This window comes from Nocardia sp. NBC_01499 (assembly GCF_045040275.1).
GTDB lineage: Bacteria > Actinomycetota > Actinomycetes > Mycobacteriales > Mycobacteriaceae > Nocardia.
Genome location: NZ_CP109426.1, coordinates 6,797,101 through 6,810,752 on the forward strand (window position 1 = coordinate 6,797,101; position 13,652 = coordinate 6,810,752).

Genomic DNA, 13,652 nt, shown 5'->3' on the forward strand with positions numbered 1-13,652 from the left:
CACGACCCCGTTCAGGTACAGCAGCGCCCACCCGGCGGAGCACTGGGAGAGCATGAACCGGAGTAGCTGGGCTCATCTGGGCGATGACGCGGTCGTATAGCTGCCGGTTCCCGTGGTCAGGGTCAGCACAGTCCACGTCGATTGCTGATCACCGGTCACGGCCTGCCATTCGGTGTGAAATTCGGCGTCGTCGACGGGCCAGGAGTGGCGTGCGGACAGTCGGCACACGCTCGACCGCAGCAGGGAGTCGACCGGATAGATCGTGAAGTCGTTGCTGTGGTCGGCGACCGCGCGACGGATCGTCGTGCGGTCGAGCTGGGGCAGGACCGCCGCGATGGCCTCGGTCAGGTCGGTGGGTTTCGAATTGGAGCTCAGTAATCGGCTCCATCCCTCGCCGTGGCGGAGGTAGGCGATGGCGGCGAGTTGCAGAGTCGGTTGTTTCGCGCGTAGTTGCAGGTCGATGAGGTCTTCCAATCCCAACCCGACTAGTACTTCTGGGCGGGGGAACAGCCACACGTCACCGACATGGGTTCGGACCAGCCGCCCGTAGGCGTGGCACAGTCGGGTGTAGAGGTGTCGAACCTGTTTGGGTGTCGCGAGTTGTCCGAGGATGGCGGTGCCGAGGGCGTCCCAGAGCCAGAGGTTGGCCAGCCGGGAGACCGGACCGAGGGCGCGAAGCGGTGCGGTCAGGGTGAGCGGGCCTGCCAGTGTGCCTGGATCGAAGTAGCCGACTTCGGTGCGTGCCCCGACCGGGCCGAGGGGTGAGCAGTCGATGAACAGTCCCTGAGCGAGGTGTTCGGCAGTCACGAGCGAGAGCTTGTGGCTGTCGTCGGTGACGAGACGGTGGGTGCGTCCGTCGGGGGCGTGGAACCAGCCTGGGTGGTCGAGCATTACGGTTGGCATGACTGCTGTCCCTTCGGTGACTGCGGTGGGTTCCGGGTCGGGGGTTGTGGGTGATGCCGCCCGTTCAAGCCCTGTGGAGGACGGTTACCAGAGGTGCAGGAAGAAGCCTGGTAGGCGGCGGGTGCCGTGGTGGAGTTCATCCACGAGGGCTTGGTAGGCGGAAGCGAGATCGCACAGCCGTGCCCAGGAGTCCTGGTAGACGTTGTCGGGGGCGTGAGCGAGGGCCACGTAGGTCTGGCGGGTGAGCCGGGCGAGTCGATCGACGACTCGGCCAACGGTTTCGGTGTGCAGGGTGGCGTCGCGAGACGGTGGTGGTGCCGTGTTGGCGATCCATTCGTCGATCTCGCGGATTAACTCGATGCGTCGTAGCACCAACTTCCCGCCGTCGCAGTCCGCGGTGATCTCGAGGCATTCGTGGACCTTCGCCAGTTCGGCGGCGGCATCGAGCATCGGGTGGGTCGGGTCGAGCATCGGCATCCCGCGACATGCCGCCAGCAGCAGGTCTTTGCCGGGAATGGGGTCCACAGCGGACCTCCTGAGATCGGGGCGGTGGTGGTTCATCGGAGCAGGGTTTCGTGCATCCATGCCAGGAACTCCGGGTAGTCGACCGCGCAAGCGACGTCGAGTGGGCGGCCGTGGGGGTCGCGGTAGAGGCGGGCGTCGCGTGCGATCCGTATCCGTTCAGTGCGGAAGGCGACGAAACGCCGATCGAGTGCAGCGCTGAGGGTGAGGGGGTCGTGCATCCAGCTGCCGCTGCGGCGGGTGAACCATGCCTGGAAGTTCGCCGCGAGCAGGCGCTGCCATGCGGTGGCGGTCGTGGATCGTAAGTGGCGTACCAACGCTGAGTCGGTGGTGATGTCGATGTGGGGGGAGTTGGTGAAGTCCGACAGCACCAGTCGCGGACTCCGGATCGCGCGCAGGGCCAGTCCTGCCGAGGAGGTATCGGTATGCAGATTGTGCGAGGCGCGGGTTTTATCGCGGTAGTGATCTAGCCAACCCCCCATCTGGACCACCGACAGGCGATCGGCCAGATCAGGGAAGCTGCACAAGACCAGAGCGAGGTTGGTCATCGGTCCCATCCCGACCCACACGATCGGCCCGCTCGTTCTCTCACACACTCCGGCTACCGCGTCGAGGAGCTCGTCGACGATATTGACGGCGTCGTCGGGTCGGCGGGGTGGTGGGCACGGGTGGTCGTGCATCACGAATCGGTGATTGCCGCCCAGGTCTATGCCGGTGATGACGGGGACGTCGTGGCGGTCCAGCGCATCGAGTGCGCACCGAGCCAGTCGTGCGCGACGCCCCTGTGTCTCGTCAGCGGTGATGACGGCGAGATCATCTACTGTGCGCGCCGCTATCGCCAAGGCGACGAAATCGTCTGGGTCGTAACCGATGTCGGTGTCCAGAATCACCAGACTCTTGCTGGGGTCTGGTCGATCCGGTGCTGCGGGTTGTTGACTGGCGAGCGGTGTGGTTTCGAGCATCATCGGGGTTTCCTCTCAAAGGTGTGCGCTTGTCGGGTGAGTTGATGAGGTGTCTTGCGCTGGCCGGAGCGCACGAGCCGGGTGACCGTTTCGACGTTGGCTAGCCATGGCCGACCCGTAGTCGTGTTGTCTGGAACAGCCGATATCGCAGGCAAGGTGCGTCGTGGAGGGGTTGATCGGGTGGTGTGTCCCAGGCCTCGATGACCAGGGTGTTGATGTCGCTCCAGCGGATCCGGACGTTGATCGCTTGTGCGCGCAGCCAGGGTTGGTGCTCGAACCAGCAGCGGTTTACGACCTCGGTGACGATCAGCCGCATGGTGTTCTTGATCAATGGCGCGTCTTGGTGGACGTTCCAGTGTTTGCAGAACCAGGACGCTGCTTCCACCGCTTCGGAGACCGGGTTGCGTTGCATGGGCAGCGTCGCGGTAGTAGCCAGTTGCGCCCACAGGGTAGAGGGGGCCGGATTCGACGGGTCGGTCAGTTCCACGAAAGGCATGGGGCACCGCGCTTTCTGGTGTAGTTACCTAAGGCATCCACAACCGTTGGCAGGGAAAGGGTTTCAACCCCGGGGTGAGGTTGTGGTCGATCGTGACCATGGCCGAATGTTGGATGTAAGCGGCGCGGGCGAACGCGAGGGCGGCGCATTCCTCGCCGCAGAAATGCAGCACCGGTCCGCCGTAGAAACAGACAGTCAGATGACACTGCGACATCGCGACCACACCCGTTCCGGCTACATCGGTCTGGGAACGGATTCGACAGTCTTGACTGGGGATTGCGCCGCACCGCGGCCAGCACTGCCGGGGGATGGCTGTCCACACCTCAGCGCTGCACCGCAACACACCCAGCCAACCCTTGATCTGGGCGGCCGAAGGCACCATCACGACATCGACGGCCTCGAAATCCAAACCGGCGAGCAACTGGCAGAAGCTCGAATCCGACTGCGCCAGAAGAACTCCGCCAGCAGCCAACTCGACCCCGCGACTGGCGGCGAGCGCTTCGAGACCGGCAACATGAGCATCGGCCTGTGAACCCGAATAATCCAGGCGCACAATCGCATACGCGTGCACGGTCATGACCGTCCCCCAGAAGCCCGGCCCGTGAATGGCGACCGGGTTTCTTTGCCGTAGGAGCGGTACAGCGGCAAAGGCAGCTCGAACCAGGTCACCGTGCCTCCACCTTCGCGCCGGTCGCGGCCGACACTGGCGCGATACTGATCGCACAGCGCTTGCAGTGCGACACTGATCGGTTCGTGGGCGTGTTCGCGGGTCTCCTCGAACATCACCAAAAACCGATCCGGATAGCGCAGCCAGCGCACGGTCAGCTGGTTCGCACCCGGTGCCTGATTCGCACGTGCGGTGAAACGGATTGCCGCGCTGACAACTTCGCGGAGTAACGCCTCTACCTGGTCGACCAGATCACAAAGCCCGGCTCGGGACAGGTGCCGGTGAGAACTGAGCCCGATGACCTCGACTGCCAAACCGTAGGCGTCGACCTGTTCAACACCCAGCCCCACCGGGCGGTCGTCATCCCATCCCTCGTCGTCCTCGGCGAGACGATCCTCGCCCCGGTCCAGCCGCACCGCACGCGGCATCGAGACCGGATGCACATACTCCACCGACACCGATCGACTGGCTTGCGAGATACGTTCCAGTACAACATTTCTCGGTGCGCCGAGACCATCGAAATGGGCCGGGCCTGGTGCAATCACATACTCGCCACCCCACCGCGACAACGCATTCAACATCGCCATAAACGCCGGTGTCGGCGGCGGGGAAGCAACCAAACGGGCCAGATCGATCCCGTTTCGGGCCGCGAGTTCGTGCAGTGGCTCCATGATCCGGCCACCCGAACACTCATCCAGAGCGACCAGCAACGACCACAAAACGGCGGCCGGTGAACCAGCTTCGCAGAACACCCGACCGGCGAGCCTGCCGCCACACTCTGCGGCGAGCGCTTCCATCTGGGCTTCTACCTCGGCGCGTTGGGATCCGACCAGCGGCAGCTGCATATACCCGTATATTTCACCGATCACCAGCCACCTCCACGGCGGATGTGAGGGAGCGGTCTCGGGGTAAGCGCGTCCGGCCGCACGGCGACGACGAACTGGTTTCACCCACCACCGGCGGACGGGTGTCAGAGCGCATCGCACACGCCAACCCAAATGCCTCTCGCGCGGTAAGGCCGATGAGCATTGCAAGGTTCTCGACTTCTGCGGCTGCCTCCGCGACCTGGATCGCCGCCGTCGCCTGCACCGTCGTAAGCGTGCGGCCGGGCAGGAAACTCACGACCCAGCCCCCTTGGCCGACCGACTTTGCATGGTGGGAGCTGCGATCGCAGACGATCAACGCGCGGTCCACTACATGTACCGACATTGCTTCCTCTATCCCGCTGGAAAGAGCCAGCTGGAAGACCTTCCATCGGTGTGATGGCTGACACAGTCAGGTTAGTATCGTATACCAGTTTGCACAACTGCTACTAAATACTAGATTGCATTAGCGGTAGCGCTGATAACCTCAAGGTCGCCCCGTACTCGCGTGTAAGGAGGATCGATGTTGATTCCGAACTCGCCGACGGTCGCACGCTGGGAACTGGCGATCCGACTTCGTCAACAGCTGGAACTGCTCGGGATCAAGGTTCCGGCGCTCTGCAAAGTTGTGGGCTTCACGCCTGCGTACTGGTCTCATGTCATGACTGGACGGAGCGTGTTCACGGAGGAGAAGCTGGAACAGCTGCTCGATCACCTGGAATTCTCAGATGCCGACCGATCGGAGCTGAGGGATCTTCGTGCCGCTGCGAAGGAGCCGGGAAGGTGGGCTCCCTACTCGGCTTTGTTCGGTGACGAGCTGATGCGCCTGTATGGGCTGGAGCACGGAGCGCACAGCCTTCGAGTCCACGAAGCAGTTCTGGTCCCCGCCATGCTGCAGGCGCCTGATTACATGCGTGCGCTGATGAGATCGCCATATGGTGTGCGTTCGACGGTTGAAGCTGATCAGTACATCGAAGCGCGGCTGATGCGACAGGAGCGGCTGACTGGGCCGCAACCGCTGCACCTAACTGCGATGCTGACCGAGGCTGTTCTCCTTCAGAGTCCGTGGGGACCACAGGTGCAACTCGCTCAGCTCAGGCATATCCAATCGCTGATCGAGCAGTTCTCCGAGACGATCGACGTTCGCGTCATTCCGTTGAGCGAGCCGGAGTGCATAGCACTGAGCGGCAACGTTTACCTGATTGACTTCGAGAGTTCGCGACTGCCGACGGTCGCATGGTATGAGAATGCCCTGTTCGGTCAAGTGGTCGAGGATCCGGTTCAGGTCCGCAATTTAAGCTTTGTCTACAACAATGTGCTCGCTGCGGTGCCCAGCAGGGAAGAGTCTCTTGCCTTCATCGACCGGACGGTCAGAGAGCTAGCATCGAAGACATGAGCAACACCGGCACCTGGTTCAAGTCGAGCTTCTCGAAGGAAGCTGCCAACTGCGTTGAGATCCGATTCGCTGGTGACAGCGTGCTCATGCGAGATAGCAAATATCTGCGCAACCCCTCCAATGATCCGGCGTACCAGCCGATCATCGCCATTGATGCCACAGGCTGGGGCGCCTTCCTCAGCGTCGCAAACGGGCTTGATGCGGCTAAGGCTCAGCCCGGCCTGCCTACGATCGAACTCGATGTGTTCGGCGTGACCGTGGCCTCCAAAGGGACGAGGCTTCGCTTCACTCTTCGCGAGTGGGAGTCGTTTTTGGAAGGCACCCGCGCCGGTGAGTTCGCGGCTTAAACCGGACTGATCGGGCACGCTGCGGCAATTGAGGATGTTCGTCGATCAAGTCGCGGCAGCACAGTGGGCCAAGCCGCACTGTGCCTGGTGGATTCAACCAGTCCAGCCGTGTTGGTTCCGCTGTTCGAAGTAGGCGTCGTCGGCGGCTTGGATCTCCTCATCGGTCATAGGTCGAGGAGATGGAGGTGGGGCTTGTCCGAGTGTTTCTCGGATGGTTTGCATTCCAGCCTCGACACGATGATCGCTGGTAAGTGGGCGCATCGCGGCGTTGGCTTTTGCGGCGGCGTCCTTTTCGGCTGCGGCTGTTGCCTGGACGATCATGCCTGGGAGTCGGCTGCCGAATCGCAGGGCGTCCGGGGACAGTTTCAGGTCGCGGAGATGGCCTGCTGAGTCGACGATCGCGGTGATGGTGCCGTTTCCTGCGGTGCCGGTTCCGCGGATGCTAGCCAAGGCTTTCTGGACCTTCAGGGTCTTGGTTTTGATTTCGGCGAGGGCGGCGTCGACATCGACGTACTCACTCATCGATCAGGTCCGCGAACTCGGCTCGGATGTGGGGTTTGTTGGTGGTTTCCTTGATGAAGTGCAGCGGGCTCTTGAGGCCGAAGTAGGTTTTGATCGTTTCCCGCCGAGGGTCGGCGCCCCGTGCACGCAGGGCCCGGATGGTGGCCACGGGGTCGCCACCGTTGGCTGTGGCCGCCCAGTAGATCGCGGGCATGCCTTTCTCGGTCAGTGCGTCGATGTCTGCTCCGGCGTCGAGAAGGCGTTCGACCGCCTGGGGTTGGGCTTCTTGTGCGGCGAAGTGCAGCGGGGTCCAGTCGTCGTTGTCGCGGACGTTGACATCTTCGGTGGCGAGGAGGCGCTCGATGGCGTCGAGGTCACCTTTGAGGGCGGCGTAGTGCAGTGGGGTGCGGCCCCATTCGTCTCGTTGGGTCATCGCTACTTCTGTTCCCTTCGGCCGCTTCGGTTTCCGGTCATGTCCTCGACGTGGAACCACTCGGGATGGTCATTGACCTGCTTGGTCAACTGTTCCTGTGTCCAGCCGTTGTCTTGGGCTTCGCCGATGAGCTTGCGGTTCTCGTATCCGCTGTTGTGGCCGAAGTCCCAGCTGGGTTTGACCGGGTAGCGGACCTGGTTGGCTTCGTCGAGGTAGTACTGCCCTTTCGGGTCTTTGGGAAGCTGGGTGATCTCGGGGTGGTTGTCGTAGTTCTTCTCGATCGGCACCTTGATGTCGGGCTCGGACTTGACGGTATAGAAATCCTCGGTGGTGTCACCAGGTCTTCGCCACTTGTCGGTGTTGTCGATGATCTTTTGTCTCGTCTCCACCCACAACCCCGGACGGCGCAGCCTCGCCCACGACGTAAACGGTCCAGGCGCGACCGCCCCGTCGGCGCCAGCCAGGGCCGGGCGGGCACGCAGCAGCGGAATCAGCGCTTCGCTGCCGCGGGCGATCGCCTGTGACACCGCGACCGGCACGCGCGCGACCTCGGCGAACCCGATGAGGGCGCGGATGGTCGTGGCGATGCGTGCGCCGTAGATGGAGATCGCGACCGCCATACCGCCTTGGGCGGCCAGCGCGGATCCGCCGCCGGTGAATGGTGCGGCGATCCAGCCGAATGCCTGGTCGACCGCGACGAGTGCGAGTAGCTCGATCAGGGCTCGTTTGACGGCGTTCTTGGTCTGTTCGATCGAGTCGGCGTAGGAGGCACAGGTTGTGCCGAGTTCGTCGCACACGCCGGCGAGGACTCGAACTCGGCTTTGACGATGTCGGCCTGTTCGAGCGCCTGGGGTGTTTCGGGGCTTTGCTGGGCCTCGATCAAACTTCGTGGCGCGGCCAGCATGCCGACGATGAAGCGCAGGCCGTTGGCCATGTCGCGCCACGACGCGCCCAGCTGGCGCAGCTTGTCGGGGTGACCGTTGGGCCACAGTTCACCCTCGACCGCACCTTTGACCAAGTCCCAGCCGGTCGGCTCGGGATCGCTACCCCCGTAGGCGGCAGGCGGTTCCGGGGGTTGGTAGACCTTGAGCGTGCCGGGCGGGAAGACCAGGTCGTTCGGGTTCGGTTCGGGCGCGGATTGGGAGTTCGCGTTGGTGTGGTTGACGGAGGTGAACTGCAGCAAGTCATGCATTTGACCGACCGCGAGCGCTAGATCCCCGAGCGCGTCAACGGTATTCCAGGCTGCGGGGTCGTAGTCGTTGGTCCACTTGTGCCCGGCGTTGTCCGACCCCGCGCTACCGCCACCTTTGGCCAGGTTCTTGGTCAGTGTGCCGATGTCGAAGGTGAGCGTGTTGTGCACGCGCTCGTATTCGGTTGCGGCCTTGGCGAATCCCTGTGGGTCGACCACTACTGGCGCCATTTATGGCCACATCTTCGTGTTGGTTTCGATTGCGGCACTGTAGTTTCCGTGTGCCTTGCGCGCGACCTCGCGAAGCTCATCGAGGTTCTCACGCATCTCGGTTACCCCTGAAGTCCACTTCTCGTGGGCGACCTGCTGGGCGGTGGCCGCGGTGCTTGACCAGGTGAGGTGCAGATCGGCGATGTGGCGGTCGACCTCGCCCAACCAGTCCTCGACGGTGCGGCCGAACGTAGCCATCGTCTCGATCGCGGCATCGAGCTGGTCGAGGTCGACCCGGTAACTGTCATCGCTAGTCACGGCAGATCCAGCCCTCTCAACCCGGTGATGACATCGCGGTTGGTGGAGTCGCGCGACTCGTAGCGGTTAGCCGCCTCGGCGAGGTTGACCGACGATTCCTCCAGTGCGGCGATGATCGTTTCCGCACCGTGTTTCCACTCCACCCACGACTCGTCGTATGCGCTGGCCGCACGGCCTTGCCAGCCGTCGACGAGCAGGTTCTTGCCGATCGTGTCATCGAGCTTCGTCAACTCAGCCCGGATAGTGGACGCTCGGTCAGCGGCAAACTGTGCCGCCTCGCGCAAGCGATCGACCTTGACTCGAAGCTCGCCCGACAACCCGCCTCCCCTCCGTAGCGCATACCGCCTATGACTATAAGACGACGATTCACATGACGTCCGTCGCTCGTTCATGCTTCAAGCGTCGCGCGGACCCACCTATCCACCTACGGGCTCGGCGTGGGCACTCTCGGCTGCACAGCGTCGAATGGGATGGCGAGATCGGCGCGTGCGTTGAGTGCGCGTGCGCCAGTTTTGGCTGCTTCGGCGGCGTAGGCGTTGTCTTCCTCGTTCCAACGGTGCCAGTCACGGTGTGGTTCTGTCGTGAATCCGCTGTTCTGCCTTGGGGAGATCAGGGGATCTTCACCGAGGAGCCGTTGGAGGCGCCGGTCGTTGGAGCTGTGTGCTGACTGGGCGAGTGCGCGGCAATTCGGGCCAGCGAAGTTGTCCTCTTGCCGCATCGTCGAGGTGTTGTAGATGAACCCGAGGAACTGGCGATCTTGGCAGCTGGTGTTGCTGGTACCGGAGTGCAGCAAGTTGTTGTGGATTGCCACCGTGTCGCCCAGCTCTGCAGGTATGAGGACCTCGTCGTCATGGCGGTTGTGTAGTTGGTCTGGGGCGATCAAGCGTGGTGTGCAGTGCGAGCTCGGAACTACTCGCAGTGGGCCGACATCGTTGGTCATGGTCTGCAGATAGGTCAGGAACACGATACTGAGTGGGCGGGTATAGACATCCGGTGGCACCGCACCGTACCGGTCGCGGTGCCACATGACCGGTGCGTCGTACTGGTCGCCGTCCACTGGTGGATCACTGTTGAGAACGACGCTGTCGAGCTGAACGAACGGTCCCATCACTGCTTCGGCGAAGCCGAGGAACAGCGGATGAGTTACCGCAGGCAAAACCTCACGGGGATAGCGCTCAAGCAGTCCGGCTACTGCACCAGGGTTTTCATCGGTGCCGTGTGCAAATTGCCAGTCCGCGACGGCTCGTCGATACAGGTCGCGGAACACCGCGACCTGCTCGGTGCCGTATGCGCCTTTGAAGTGCACATAGCCTTGCGCGGTGAACGTTTCGACATGCGGTGCCAGCACGTCAGGGGCGGCGATGGGGATCATTGTCGCAGTCCTGTAGCTCGGTACGCCTGGGCGAGTTTGGTGCTGGCGATCGCGCGCGCACGTTCGGCGCCTCGGGCGAGTTGCTTGTTCAGGGTGTCGCGGTCGTCGGCGATGTCGTGGAAGCGGCTTTGGATCTCAGCGAGCTTGTCGGTTACAACATCGGCGACCGCGGATTTCAACGTTCCGTACCCAGCGCCGTCGAACTGTTCGCGGCTCTGCTCGCGGGTGGTCGCGGTGAAGCACTCGAAGATGGTGAGCAGATTCGTGACGCCGGGGGCGAGCTCGTTGGAGAAGTCGACTCCGGAGTTGGAGTCGGTGACCGCCCGCATGATCGCCTTGCGGGATTTGTCGAGCGGATCGAGCAATCCGATGGCGTGGCCGGGGCTGCGTTCCGCGGTGCTCTTGCTCATCTTGGCGGTGGGATCGTCCAAACCCATGATCCGCCCACCGGATTGACGGATCACCACGTCGGGGACCTTGAACGTCTCGCCGAACATCGCGTTGAATCGTTTGGCGATATCCCGGGTGATCTCGACGTGCTGTTTCTGGTCCTCGCCGACCGGAACCAGGTCAGGGTCGTAGAGCAGGATGTCGGCGGCCTGTAGGGACGGGTAGCACAGCAGACCCGCTCCGACACCTGAATCGACGTCGGCGACCTTGCCTTTGGTTTTGAACTGGGTCATGCGTTCCAGCCACGACACAGGAGTCACACACGTCATCAGCCATCCCAGCTCGGCGTGCTCGACGACGTCGCTCTGGACGAACAGCGTCGACCGTTCGGGATCGATGCCGCACGCGAGGTAGAGGGCGAAGATCTCCTCCACCCGTGCTCGCAGGTTCTTGCCGACGATGGCTTCGGGAATGGTAAGCGCATGCAGGTCGGCGACGAACAGGAAGTTCTCGTACTCGGCCTGGTTGTCGACCCACTGGCTGATCGCGCCGATGTAGTTGCCGATGTGCAAGCTTCCCGTCGCGGTGATCCCGCTGAGAACTCGCTTCTTAGCCTGCGATGTCACTGTTGTGTCCCTTTCCGCTGCCCGCTGACTGCGACGCCGAATTGCCTCTCGGTTGAGACTCCCCACCGGGCAGCGCCGCCGCGATTTGCTCCTCGGTCGCCCCGTTGTCACGGGCCAAACTCAGATACGCCTCGACGCAGGGCTCACACCCCTCCCGGTGCTTCCGTGACGCCATGGCCAACGCATCCCGAGCGACTTGAACTGGGGTTTTAGCGCGGTACCAGGGCTGCCCGGCGTTCACCAGGTCACCTCGCCCGTGTCGCCTGACACCCTAACAACTTCACCATCGGTGACCAGCGCCGCAAGACCCTGGGCCCCTACGACGCAGCATGAGCCTGCTTCTCTGGCCGCTGCCGGGGCGTGGCCGAGCAGTCCACCATGTTCGATGATCAGCGGTATCCCCGCCAGCGTGAGCCATCCCCAAGCTGGACCAGCATCGGGGACGAGCGCGATGTCGCCGGGAGCGATCCGTTCGATGTCGGCCTGAGTGCGCAAAATACGCAGGGGGCCTTCAACTTTGCCTCGTGCAGCTCCGACACCCCGCCACTGTGTGGTTCCGGTTGGTCGGCCTTGCGGTGCCGTGAGGTGGCGCAGTCGGGCACCGATGGAGCTAGGCAACATTGTGCGTCCGACGGCACGGAAGGTCTGCGGAGGTGGGCCTTGGCAGCTCTGTTCGCGATACGTCGCTCGGCGTGCTCGAACGATGTGGGTCAATTCTCGGTCTCCTCTCAGGTCTGACAGTGCGAGATGGAAGATCTCGTGCGGATGATCAAGGCGGTTGCCTCGGGTGAGCGCGGCACCGTGAGCGGTTATAAGGCGGCGCAGCTCGTGGGTGTATCGAACGTGCATCAGCGGACCGTGGGATTCAGCCACATGCGAGGCTGCACGGGCTGCACGAAGGCGTTCGTCGAGGTCGCTACGGATGTACTCGGGCAGTGTGTGGCCCAGCTCGGCGACCGCGGCGCGCTGACGCACTTCAGCGGCGGCACGCCGTCGACTCAGAACCTCTGGTGTCACGCTGAAGGACTGGAGCAGGCGAATGATCCGTTGGCCGTATCGCGGGTCGTCGAGCCAGCCTGGCTGCGCCAGTCCGTAGCCATCGCCGTCACAGGCCCCGGCCGCGACCTTGCTGATGAGGTCGGCGTCGCCCAATGTTTCGGGATCCGCATCGAGGAGTTCGGCGGCTGCATCGAAGATCGCGCCGCCCACATGCACCGAGGCTTCCAAGGCGGTCAGCGCCAAGTTTGTCTGGGGGTCGGCGCTATTGGTCTCAGCGACCAGGGCCATGAGGTCGCTGATTTGTTGACGAGCGGGCAGCATCAACGCGTGATGCAGCGCGATACAGTCGGCGAACAGTTCTCGGGCTCGCAAGAGAGCATCTTGCGGATCGCCGCCGAGCAGTTCACGGAACTCGGCGAAATGTTGCAGCATCATGGTCGAAACTGGTTCGGGCCAGCTATTTTCGGCTTTTGACAGCGGAAGCAGCGGCGCGATAGGCCCATTCGTGGACTCCAACGCGGTGTAGAGGTGTCCTCGCTGACGCCTGATGCGTACAGCGACACTGTGATTGAGGAAGCCGGTGAGTGCTCGACTGAAGCCGGTCGCATAGCCGACCGCAAGCAGGTCGTACTCGAGCTCGCTCATCGGCATCGCGACACTGCTGCGCGACCACTCGAGTTCGCACATAGGAGAAATTCCCTTCCCTGGCCGCGCATACCGCTGAGGGGCAAGGCGACTCGCCTGTTCCCTGCCCCTCAGCGGAGTGCGGGGTTCTAGTTGGCCAGTCCGAATTGCGGCAGTGCCTCCGGCGCGTGGATTCCGGCGATCACCGTCGAGTAGATCAGGGACAGCTCCGTGCCTTCGGCGTTGAGAACGTTGATGAACGACTTGCGCACTTGGTCGGTGGCGCAGCAGGTCCAGTCAGCGGCGGGATCGCGATCGAGTGGGCTGTACTGCCCACTGACCCTGACCGGGATCCGCGTCCCGTCGGCGGCGATGAACGCCGAGCGGGAGAACGAGCGCACCAGCTCCGGACCGGCCAACACCATGATTTCGGTGAAGTTGGGTTCGACAGCGACGAGTTCGGGCAGATCGAGCGTGCCGTGCAGGCCGCCGGTGGCTTTCATCTTGCCGGTTGATTGATCAAGACGGATCTCGTAGTAGTACTGGTAGGTGCCGTACTCGCCGAAGTCGAACGTGCGCTCACACCGGTAGCGACCTTTGGTGAGTGTCAACATGTTGACCCCGCCGTCTTGCTCGATCGCGAAGGTCGGTGTGGAACAGCACGCAGTCCACTGCGATGCGCAGTAGATCGAAAACCCTTGTGGAATATGGGAAAACGCTAGGTTGATCGCAAGCGTTCCACGGTCGACCGAACCCTGACCGGTGCCGGTTGCGGTTACCACCTCACCGTTGATCATGCCGCCACAGTTGATGTCTAACTCGATTTCCTTCATG

The 13,652-nt window shown here is 62.9% G+C and carries 19 protein-coding genes; 2 read left to right on the forward strand and 17 right to left on the reverse strand.

The features are described from left to right. Positions 1 to 72: 72 nt before the first annotated feature. The 6 genes from OG203_RS31070 to OG203_RS31095 form a co-directional block, all read right to left on the reverse strand. Complete coding sequence (locus OG203_RS31070; protein ID WP_405160782.1) at positions 73 to 903, reverse strand: hypothetical protein; 831 nt, start codon at positions 901 to 903, stop codon at positions 73 to 75. An 84-nt stretch (positions 904 to 987) separates the two neighbouring features. Next, on the reverse strand, positions 988 to 1,428 hold the full coding sequence (locus tag OG203_RS31075; RefSeq protein WP_405160783.1) for a DUF4254 domain-containing protein: 441 nt from the start codon (positions 1,426 to 1,428) through the stop codon (positions 988 to 990). A gap of 32 nt (positions 1,429 to 1,460) precedes the next feature. Then, positions 1,461 to 2,390 (reverse strand): nucleoside hydrolase, encoded by a 930-nt coding sequence (locus OG203_RS31080; protein ID WP_405160784.1) that lies wholly within the window; start codon positions 2,388 to 2,390, stop codon positions 1,461 to 1,463. Between the two features lie 97 nt (positions 2,391 to 2,487). Further along, on the reverse strand, positions 2,488 to 2,883 hold the full coding sequence (locus OG203_RS31085; RefSeq protein WP_405160785.1) for a hypothetical protein: 396 nt from the start codon (positions 2,881 to 2,883) through the stop codon (positions 2,488 to 2,490). Positions 2,884 to 2,911: 28 nt separating this feature from the next. Continuing rightward, complete coding sequence (locus OG203_RS31090; RefSeq protein WP_405160786.1) at positions 2,912 to 3,460, reverse strand: hypothetical protein; 549 nt, start codon at positions 3,458 to 3,460, stop codon at positions 2,912 to 2,914. Further along, positions 3,457 to 4,395, reverse strand: coding sequence for a hypothetical protein (locus OG203_RS31095; protein ID WP_405160787.1), 939 nt, complete (start codon positions 4,393 to 4,395; stop codon positions 3,457 to 3,459). Before OG203_RS31095 ends, OG203_RS31090 begins: the two co-directional genes overlap by 4 nt. 541 nt (positions 4,396 to 4,936) lie before the next feature. Here OG203_RS31095 and OG203_RS31100 point away from each other — a divergent pair. Together OG203_RS31100 and OG203_RS31105 are read left to right on the forward strand one after the other, a co-directional pair. After that, positions 4,937 to 5,809 carry a helix-turn-helix domain-containing protein gene (locus OG203_RS31100; RefSeq protein WP_405160788.1) on the forward strand — a complete coding sequence of 291 codons (873 nt, stop codon included), beginning with the start codon at positions 4,937 to 4,939 and terminating at the stop codon, positions 5,807 to 5,809. Further along, positions 5,806 to 6,156 (forward strand): DUF397 domain-containing protein, encoded by a 351-nt coding sequence (locus tag OG203_RS31105; RefSeq protein WP_405160789.1) that lies wholly within the window; start codon positions 5,806 to 5,808, stop codon positions 6,154 to 6,156. Before OG203_RS31100 ends, OG203_RS31105 begins: the two co-directional genes overlap by 4 nt. A gap of 93 nt (positions 6,157 to 6,249) precedes the next feature. Here OG203_RS31105 and OG203_RS31110 read toward each other — a convergent pair whose 3' ends face one another. The 11 genes from OG203_RS31110 to OG203_RS31160 all read right to left on the reverse strand — a co-directional run bounded on the left by OG203_RS31110 (position 6,250) and on the right by OG203_RS31160 (position 13,651). Further along, positions 6,250 to 6,678 (reverse strand): YbaB/EbfC family nucleoid-associated protein, encoded by a 429-nt coding sequence (locus tag OG203_RS31110; protein ID WP_405160790.1) that lies wholly within the window; start codon positions 6,676 to 6,678, stop codon positions 6,250 to 6,252. Next, positions 6,671 to 7,090 carry an ankyrin repeat domain-containing protein gene (locus tag OG203_RS31115; protein ID WP_405160791.1) on the reverse strand — a complete coding sequence of 140 codons (420 nt, stop codon included), beginning with the start codon at positions 7,088 to 7,090 and terminating at the stop codon, positions 6,671 to 6,673. Before OG203_RS31115 ends, OG203_RS31110 begins: the two co-directional genes overlap by 8 nt. A 2-nt stretch (positions 7,091 to 7,092) precedes the next feature. Further along, entirely contained in the window at positions 7,093 to 7,887 is a 795-nt protein-coding gene (locus OG203_RS31120; RefSeq protein ID WP_405160792.1) for a GH-E family nuclease, read from the reverse strand. After that, entirely contained in the window at positions 7,806 to 8,510 is a 705-nt protein-coding gene (locus tag OG203_RS31125; RefSeq protein WP_405160793.1) for a hypothetical protein, read from the reverse strand. Before OG203_RS31125 ends, OG203_RS31120 begins: the two co-directional genes overlap by 82 nt. Beyond that, a complete protein-coding gene (locus tag OG203_RS31130) occupies positions 8,511 to 8,807 on the reverse strand; it encodes a WXG100 family type VII secretion target (RefSeq protein WP_405160794.1) in 297 nt (98 codons plus the stop codon). Next, positions 8,804 to 9,124, reverse strand: a complete 321-nt coding sequence (locus tag OG203_RS31135; protein WP_405160795.1) for a WXG100 family type VII secretion target — start codon at positions 9,122 to 9,124, stop codon at positions 8,804 to 8,806. The genes OG203_RS31130 and OG203_RS31135 overlap by 4 nt, the downstream gene beginning before the upstream one ends. A 107-nt stretch (positions 9,125 to 9,231) precedes the next feature. Beyond that, the gene (locus tag OG203_RS31140) at positions 9,232 to 10,179 is read right to left on the reverse strand and encodes a phytanoyl-CoA dioxygenase family protein (protein WP_405160796.1); all 948 of its coding nucleotides are present in this window, start codon (positions 10,177 to 10,179) and stop codon (positions 9,232 to 9,234) included. After that, positions 10,176 to 11,195, reverse strand: a complete 1,020-nt coding sequence (trpS, locus tag OG203_RS31145) for a tryptophan--tRNA ligase (RefSeq protein ID WP_405160797.1) — start codon at positions 11,193 to 11,195, stop codon at positions 10,176 to 10,178. Before trpS ends, OG203_RS31140 begins: the two co-directional genes overlap by 4 nt. Beyond that, on the reverse strand, positions 11,179 to 11,370 hold the full coding sequence (locus OG203_RS31150) for a carboxymuconolactone decarboxylase family protein (RefSeq protein ID WP_405160798.1): 192 nt from the start codon (positions 11,368 to 11,370) through the stop codon (positions 11,179 to 11,181). The genes trpS and OG203_RS31150 overlap by 17 nt, the downstream gene beginning before the upstream one ends. 62 nt (positions 11,371 to 11,432) lie before the next feature. Then, positions 11,433 to 12,881: a PEP-utilizing enzyme gene (locus OG203_RS31155; protein WP_405160799.1), complete on the reverse strand. Its 1,449-nt coding sequence runs from the start codon at positions 12,879 to 12,881 to the stop codon at positions 11,433 to 11,435. An 86-nt stretch (positions 12,882 to 12,967) separates the two neighbouring features. Then, positions 12,968 to 13,651 carry a hypothetical protein gene (locus OG203_RS31160; RefSeq protein ID WP_405160800.1) on the reverse strand — a complete coding sequence of 228 codons (684 nt, stop codon included), beginning with the start codon at positions 13,649 to 13,651 and terminating at the stop codon, positions 12,968 to 12,970. Position 13,652: the final 1 nt, after the last annotated feature.

Bases quoted from the DNA above. Each gene is read 5' to 3' on its own strand.
- OG203_RS31090 (WP_405160786.1), bottom strand. From the start codon at position 3,460: ATGACCGTGCACGCGTATGCGATTGTGCGCCTGGATTATTCGGGTTCA.
- OG203_RS31110 (WP_405160790.1), bottom strand. From the start codon at position 6,678: ATGAGTGAGTACGTCGATGTCGACGCCGCCCTCGCCGAAATCAAAACC.
- OG203_RS31150 (WP_405160798.1), bottom strand. From the start codon at position 11,370: ATGGCGTCACGGAAGCACCGGGAGGGGTGTGAGCCCTGCGTCGAGGCG.
- OG203_RS31160 (WP_405160800.1), bottom strand. From the start codon at position 13,651: ATGAAGGAAATCGAGTTAGACATCAACTGTGGCGGCATGATCAACGGT.
- OG203_RS31140 (WP_405160796.1), bottom strand. From the start codon at position 10,179: ATGATCCCCATCGCCGCCCCTGACGTGCTGGCACCGCATGTCGAAACG.
- OG203_RS31095 (WP_405160787.1), bottom strand. From the start codon at position 4,395: ATGCAGCTGCCGCTGGTCGGATCCCAACGCGCCGAGGTAGAAGCCCAG.
- OG203_RS31070 (WP_405160782.1), bottom strand. From the start codon at position 903: ATGCCAACCGTAATGCTCGACCACCCAGGCTGGTTCCACGCCCCCGAC.
- OG203_RS31155 (WP_405160799.1), bottom strand. From the start codon at position 12,881: ATGTGCGAACTCGAGTGGTCGCGCAGCAGTGTCGCGATGCCGATGAGC.
- OG203_RS31105 (WP_405160789.1), top strand. From the start codon at position 5,806: ATGAGCAACACCGGCACCTGGTTCAAGTCGAGCTTCTCGAAGGAAGCT.
- OG203_RS31100 (WP_405160788.1), top strand. From the start codon at position 4,937: ATGTTGATTCCGAACTCGCCGACGGTCGCACGCTGGGAACTGGCGATC.
- OG203_RS31125 (WP_405160793.1), bottom strand. From the start codon at position 8,510: ATGGCGCCAGTAGTGGTCGACCCACAGGGATTCGCCAAGGCCGCAACC.
- OG203_RS31080 (WP_405160784.1), bottom strand. From the start codon at position 2,390: ATGATGCTCGAAACCACACCGCTCGCCAGTCAACAACCCGCAGCACCG.
- OG203_RS31085 (WP_405160785.1), bottom strand. From the start codon at position 2,883: ATGCCTTTCGTGGAACTGACCGACCCGTCGAATCCGGCCCCCTCTACC.
- OG203_RS31115 (WP_405160791.1), bottom strand. From the start codon at position 7,090: ATGACCCAACGAGACGAATGGGGCCGCACCCCACTGCACTACGCCGCC.